This window comes from Dethiothermospora halolimnae, from assembly GCF_037577855.1.
Classification (GTDB): domain Bacteria; phylum Bacillota; class Clostridia; order Tissierellales; family VENL01; genus Dethiothermospora; species Dethiothermospora halolimnae.
In genome coordinates this window covers 1-6,649 of sequence record NZ_JBAKFX010000105.1, presented here as the reverse complement: position 1 = coordinate 6,649, position 6,649 = coordinate 1, and the positions used below count along the sequence as shown (strand labels likewise).

At 27.7% G+C, this 6,649-nt stretch carries 6 protein-coding genes; 4 read left to right on the top strand and 2 right to left on the bottom strand.

Annotated elements, in window-relative coordinates:
* Positions 1-418: 418 nt before the first annotated feature.
* Positions 419-1,012 carry a MerR family transcriptional regulator gene (locus V6137_RS20340; RefSeq protein WP_425449777.1) on the top strand — a complete coding sequence of 198 codons (594 nt, stop codon included), beginning with the start codon at positions 419-421 and terminating at the stop codon, positions 1,010-1,012.
* Positions 1,013-1,183: 171 nt separating this feature from the next.
* The gene (gene pdxR, locus V6137_RS20335; RefSeq protein WP_425449776.1) at positions 1,184-2,674 is read left to right on the top strand and encodes a MocR-like pyridoxine biosynthesis transcription factor PdxR; all 1,491 of its coding nucleotides are present in this window, start codon (positions 1,184-1,186) and stop codon (positions 2,672-2,674) included.
* 32 nt (positions 2,675-2,706) lie between these two features.
* Here the strand turns inward: pdxR and V6137_RS20330 are convergent, their stop codons facing one another.
* The gene (locus V6137_RS20330; protein WP_425449775.1) at positions 2,707-3,699 is read right to left on the bottom strand and encodes a potassium channel family protein; all 993 of its coding nucleotides are present in this window, start codon (positions 3,697-3,699) and stop codon (positions 2,707-2,709) included.
* A gap of 230 nt (positions 3,700-3,929) precedes the next feature.
* On the opposite strand from V6137_RS20330, the gene V6137_RS20325 reads away from it, so the two are divergent.
* Positions 3,930-4,700: a hypothetical protein gene (locus tag V6137_RS20325; protein WP_425449774.1), complete on the top strand. Its 771-nt coding sequence runs from the start codon at positions 3,930-3,932 to the stop codon at positions 4,698-4,700.
* 285 nt (positions 4,701-4,985) lie between these two features.
* Complete coding sequence (locus V6137_RS20320; RefSeq protein WP_425449773.1) at positions 4,986-5,135, top strand: hypothetical protein; 150 nt, start codon at positions 4,986-4,988, stop codon at positions 5,133-5,135.
* Positions 5,136-5,180: 45 nt separating this feature from the next.
* Here the strand turns inward: V6137_RS20320 and V6137_RS20315 are convergent, their stop codons facing one another.
* Positions 5,181-6,374, bottom strand: a complete 1,194-nt coding sequence (locus V6137_RS20315; protein WP_425449772.1) for a pyridoxal phosphate-dependent aminotransferase — start codon at positions 6,372-6,374, stop codon at positions 5,181-5,183.
* Between the last annotated feature and the right edge of the window lie 275 nt (positions 6,375-6,649).

Here is a 6,649-nt window from a genome sequence, read left to right as displayed (position 1 = left end):
TTTGCCGCCGACTTCCTTCAGATTCCACCTCACGGTGGACACCCTTGTCTTCAGCTAGCACCTATATCACCTTCGGTGTTCGGGACTTTCACCCTATAGACTGTGTCCATGCTGGGCACACATAAAACAAAAAAGCACCTTTGGTGCTTTTTTGTTTTGCAGGGTACAAAGAGCAGAGTGCAGGGATTAATTAATAAAGTAATAATAAAGAAACTGTGGCCAATAATTTGGCCACAGTTTCTTTATTATGTGACAAGCATAATCTTCAATTGTCAATTTACAGCATAATACTACACAAAATATTAATTTAATAATAAAAAATATCGATAATTGCTATCATAAAATTAATTATTTGGGAAGGAATAATTAATTTTATGAAGAAGTAAATAAATAGTACAATGAAGCAGGAGGTGATTTAATGGATGAAAAAGATACTGAATATGCCATATCAGAAGTATCAGAATTAACTGGTTATCCACCACATGTACTTAGGTACTATGAAAAGGAATTTGAATTAGAGATTCCCAGAAATCAAGCAAATCATAGATATTATACTTACAAAGAGATAGAAACGTTAAAGTATATTAAATCATTACAAGAAAAGGGATTTACAAACAAGCAAATAAAATTAATATTAAATTCTCCAGAAATTTTAGTAAACAATAGTGATGAAACTGCTGTAACAACAGCATCAAATACTTCAATTACAAATAATAGTTTGGAAGAATTTTCTTCCAAGTTAGAAGATATAATTTTAAATCATATAAACCCTAAGCTTATGGAAAGGGAAAACAATAATTTAAAAGCTATAGATGCTTTAAAAGAAGAGGTTGTTCAGTTAAGGGAGGACTTAAATAGTAAGGAAAGGGACGTACTTATCTGTGAAAATGCCAAGTTAAAAATGAAGGTGAAAGAAAAAAGCTATGAATTAGCTAAAATAAAGGAAAAGTTAAATAAAGAACAAGAATCCAATAAAGGATTTTTAAAAAAAATTTTTAGTAATCGAGCATAACCATTGAAAATATATTTTAGTTTTTAAAAAAGGAGTAATTTTATGATGTCATAAAATTACTCCTTTTTTAAAAACTTTTGAATAAAACCTAGTATTTTGGTAAAATATTATTGTATGGTAACAATATGAATTTTCAACAAATTAAATATATAATTTTATTGGAGGATTAGTATGAATCATTTTGATAGTATAACTTTAAACAAGAAAAATGGACAACATCTTTATATACAACTATATAATAATATAAAAGACTTAATTAAATCCGGTAGTATAAAATCCCAATCTAAGTTGCCACCTATTAGGAAGTTAGCTAATATATTAGAGGTTAATAATGTTACTGTAGTAAGTGCTTATAAACTTCTAGAAAGGGAGGGCTATGTATATAAAAAAGTAGGTAGTGGTACCTTTGTTAAAGATATGAATACAAGGGATATACAAAACATAGTGATAAATGAAGATGTATCTTCTATAGGGGATAATCCCAATGAGTATAAGAAACAAGGAAACTTAAATAATGTTATAAACTTTGCTAGTACTGCTCCGACCCCCAATTTATTTCCTGTAAATGACTTTAAACAGGTAATCAATGAAGTTCTTGATAGAGATGGAGGTAATGCCTTTGTTTATCAAGAAAGTCAAGGGTATTATCCTTTAAGAGCCTCCATACATCAGTACCTGGAGGGCTATAATATTAAATCCAATATAAATGATATACAAATAATCTCGGGAGCTCAACAGGGAATAGATATATTGACTAAATCTTTAGTAGACTATGGGGATATAGTCTTCACAGAAAGTCCCACTTATACTGGGGCCATTGCCGCATTTAAATCTAGAGAAGCTAAGATAATAGAAATCCCGATAAAAGAAGATGGTATAGATATCATAAGCTTAGAAAATAAACTTAAAAATTTTAGACCTAAATTTATTTATGTTATGCCTAACTTTCAAAATCCTACAGGGTATACTTATAGTAAGGAAAAGAAAGAAAGGATTTTAAAATTAGCTAAAGAATATAATACATATATCATAGAAGATGATTATTTAAGTGATCTTAAATTTAATGACAATAAAAGTTATACACTAAAATCTATAGATGAAGAAGATAGGGTTATTTATATAAAAAGCTTTTCAAAAATATTTATGCCAGGTTTAAGACTAGCTTTTATGATAATACCTAAGGCAATATATACAGATGTTTTATCTGCAAAACATACTTCAGATATCTTTACTTCGGGACTTATACAAAGAGCTTTTGACATTTATTTGAGAAAAGGGATTTGGAAAAAACATATAATAAATATGGAAACATTATATAAGAAAAGACTTGAAAAAATGACAGAGAGTCTTAAAAAACATTTGCCAAAGAATGTTAAATGGGGTAAGCCAAATGGAGGATTAAACTTTTGGATATCCCTTCCCAATGGATATTCATCAAATGAACTTTATAAGTTATGTTCAAAAAATGGAATTATATTTGTACCTGGTTCGTTATTTTATGTGGACCAAAAAGATAATCAGCACTTTAGACTCAGTATTGCCTCAATAGATTGGGATGAAATAGATTTAAGTGTAAAAAAGCTTTCAAATCTTATAAGACAATTTTTAGAAGATTCCAATGAAGGTCAGATTCCAATGGATGTTTATACACCATTTTTATAATAATATAATCAAATAGCCCTAGGGCTATTTGGTTATATTATTTCTTTAGAAGCTATATATATAATATGATCTGATTTTTTTAAAAGGGTATCTTTAGATGGATTCAGATATGTATTATCATCTCTATAGAAACCTATTATTGTGACATTAATCAATAGAAAATCCTTTACTAACTCTTCATAGGTTTTACCTATATATTTAGGTTCAATCTCTGTTTCATATATTTCATTTCCATAGGCATTGGTTATTAGTTCTTTAAAGGCTTTATTTACACCTTTATAAAGGATACTTCTTACTAATATTTTACTTTCTATTTCATTGCTTACTATAATATCATTTACATTTGCCCTTTCAAAGTGAACAATATTATTATGATTTAATACCTCTGTTACAAGATAAATATTTGGATTTAATCTATCTATTGCCAATGAAATTAAAACTGATTTAGCATCGGACATTTCTTTATTTTCATTATTTTTATCTGAAAGTACTATGGCTATTTTTGCTTCTTCAATGTTTGCTCTATTTAAAACTTTCTCATTCCACCCATCTCCTTTTATATATGAAATGTTTTTATTATGATATGGATTACTTTCTATATTATCTATTAAAACAATTTTAATATTTTTATCTTCATTTATTAGTTCTTCTATAATCGACTTGGAACGGAAATTCCAACCTATTATTATTATGTGGTTTTCAAAATTTACATCCAAAAGCCCCATCCCCTTTTTAAGGTTTTTTTCTACCAATATAGATGCAACCGATGCTGTAATGAATCCAAAAATTCCAATACCTATTAACATAACAAATATGGCAATGAACCTACCGGCATTAGTTATTGGATAGATATCTCCATATCCAACGGTTGTACTGGTTACAAATCCCCACCATAATGCATCTAAAATACTATTTATTTTAGGATTTACATCTACTTCAAAATAGTAAAAAAGCCCTGAACAAAGTATTATAAAAATTATAACCATTAGAAGAGATTTATATAACTTAGCAGAAATCATAGACATATGTATTTTTTTTAGGAAAATAACTAAGTTAATTATATCCAATCACTCCAATGTTTTTTTATAAAGATGTAATTATTATATTATTTTAATTATTACTTAGATAAATTATTCAATATATATATAATTTCATAATTTTTTTTGAAACTATAAAAAATTCTAACTATTACATTTTTATATCAATATAAAGACAACCTTTATGTCAAAAGCTAATATTAAAGGAGAGATACTCAATGGATTTGAATAAATATAAATCAAATTTACCTGAAGATGTTATTGTTTTTAGTAAAATTATAAAAGAAAAAATAGATCCCATAAAAAAAGAAATTTTTAGTTTTAATGAAATATCCTATATAATGAATAATATCGCTTCATTTCCAGTAAAGGCTGATGAATATTATACAATTAGATATGATAATGAAGAAGAAAATAGTCTTTTAGCTATGTTAGCATTAAGCTATATAGCTTATAAAGGGTATAAAGAGAATAAGAAAACTAATATTAATATTTCTAAAGACGATTTATATTATACTATGAATTTTATAAAAAACTTTTTTGAATATAATTCTCCAATAAAAGACCAAAGTAAATCCCATATACTTTGGATTTTTCCTAAAATGGAGACAAAGAGGTATCTAGCAAACTGTATCAATGAAAACAACTTCGATAGATTCTATTATGAAGAGGATACCCTTACTAAATTGATACTAATAATGACTGGATTTACAAAATATGAATATAATAATGTTGATGAAAATATAGAGAACGAAATTAATGAATTAAATTTACCAACATTGATTCTTGCTAATATTAGACTTTATGAGCGGGGAATATTAAATCTTACAAGTGAGAAGGGGAATGTAAGTATATCCCTAAAGCCCAGTCCTTTGGTAGCTAATAAGAGAATATTCACGGAAAATAGTCATAAGGTTAAAGAAAAAATTATAAATGTGGTGAACCAATTGGAAGGGGAAGAATACACAATTAACGATTTTATAGAATAATAAAATAAAAAACATAATATCTATTAAAAATTAATAAGTATAATAGTATGTAAAGAAGGGGGCAATGAATTGCCCCCTTCTTTACATAACATATTAATTGACAAATAACAACTATATTTTGAAGGGAGGCTATATAAAATTTCATTTTTCCATAGGTATTCTGTTTTGGAGTCGGAGTTTTGCAATTTATAATAAATTGTTTGCAAATATCAGAAAACTTACTTGACATAAATCGTAACCTATGGTATACTTATATTACAAACAAATTATTAGGGGGAATGTAGAATGAAAAAGAATTTAATAAATAACATTAAGTCAGAAATGACCAGTAGATTGAAAAAATGTGGAGCTATTACTTGTATGCATAATATTGATGGATATTGTAATGCTGACAAATGTGAAATATTTGAGAGATCTCTTAGACAAGAACACTAACATAAAAAAGAGAGGAAGTTAAACTTCCTCTAGACTGAATTTTTTTTATTTTTTGTTAGAATATACTTCTAATCCTTTTTCCAATATATCCATTGCCTTTTTTAAATCTTTTTCGTTTAATACATATGATAATCTAACTTCATCTTTTCCTAAACCTTCAGTTGCGTAGAACCCTTCAGCAGGAGCCATCATAACAGTTTCATTATTAACATCAAATTCTTTAAGTAACCAAACAACAAAATCTTCAGCATCTTCCACTGGTAGTTTTGCTATAATGTAGAATGCACCATGGGGTTTTTTACAAATTACTCCATCCATATTTGATAATGCATCATATACTACATCTCTTCTTTTTCTATACTCTTCTACGGTTTCATCAAAGTATTCTTTTCCTAGATCAGCTAAGGCTGCAGCACCTATTTGCTCAATTGTTGGAACACATAATCTACTTTGGCATAGTTTAATAATTTCTTTCATTAAATCCTTATTTTTAGAAGCTATTGAGCCAATTCTAGCACCACAAGCACTGTACCTTTTTGAGATACTATCAGTTATAATAACCCTATCACTTATATCTTCTAAATGGGCAAAACTCATATACTCAAATCCATCATAAACAAATTCCCTATAAACCTCATCTGCAATAATAAATAAATCATTTTCCTTAGCTAAATCCCTTAACATATAGATTTCTTCTTTAGTATATATAGCTCCAGTGGGATTTCCTGGGTTTGATAGTAATATTGCTTTAGTCTTATCACTTATAAGTTTTTGTATAGTTTCTTTATTGGGTAACTTAAATCCATCTTCAGCTTTAGTTGTTATGGGAACAACACTTATGCCTGCAGAAGATCCAAAACCATTGTAATTTGTGTAAAAAGGTTCTGGTATAAGTACTTCATCACCGTGGTCACAAGTAGCTAGAAGAGAGAATAATAAAGCCTCACTACCACCATTAGTAACAACTACTTCATCTTCTTCAAAATGAATATCATATTTTTTATAATAGTTTATAAAACTTTTTATTAACTTTGGTAATCCCTGTGAAAAAGAATATGCTAATACCTCTTCATCAAAGTTCTTTACTGCCTCAAAGAAAGAAGCTGGTGTGGGAATATCAGGTTGACCTATATTTAGGTGATAAACCTTTTTACCATTTTTTTTCGCCTCTTCTGCAAATGGAACTAACTTCCTTATGGGGGAAGCTTGCATTGATGTAACTCTTTCTGATAATTTCATATTATCCCTCCTCAAAAATTTAACAAACTCTAGTATTAAATGAAAAATAACTATATTAGTTTTCAATCTTTCATTTCCAATATAATGATATCATATTTTTTATTTAATGAATATAGATTAATTTATCTTTTTTATGAAGGAATTTAAATACAGGGCTATCGCATGAAAAATAATTATTAAAATGAAATGGAAAAAATCTCAAAAAGGAATTTTAGATTTTATGTCGAATCTTTAAAATATACAAATAAAATACGAGGAGAGCAGACATGAAATTT

What these genes read in the sequence shown, in the direction of transcription:
- V6137_RS20325 (WP_425449774.1), top strand. Translation starts at nt 3,930, where the DNA reads ATGGATTTGAATAAATATAAATCAAATTTACCTGAAGATGTTATTGTT.
- pdxR (WP_425449776.1), top strand. Translation starts at nt 1,184, where the DNA reads ATGAATCATTTTGATAGTATAACTTTAAACAAGAAAAATGGACAACAT.
- V6137_RS20320 (WP_425449773.1), top strand. Translation starts at nt 4,986, where the DNA reads ATGAAAAAGAATTTAATAAATAACATTAAGTCAGAAATGACCAGTAGA.
- V6137_RS20330 (WP_425449775.1), bottom strand. Translation starts at nt 3,699, where the DNA reads ATGTCTATGATTTCTGCTAAGTTATATAAATCTCTTCTAATGGTTATA.
- V6137_RS20315 (WP_425449772.1), bottom strand. Translation starts at nt 6,374, where the DNA reads ATGAAATTATCAGAAAGAGTTACATCAATGCAAGCTTCCCCCATAAGG.
- V6137_RS20340 (WP_425449777.1), top strand. Translation starts at nt 419, where the DNA reads ATGGATGAAAAAGATACTGAATATGCCATATCAGAAGTATCAGAATTA.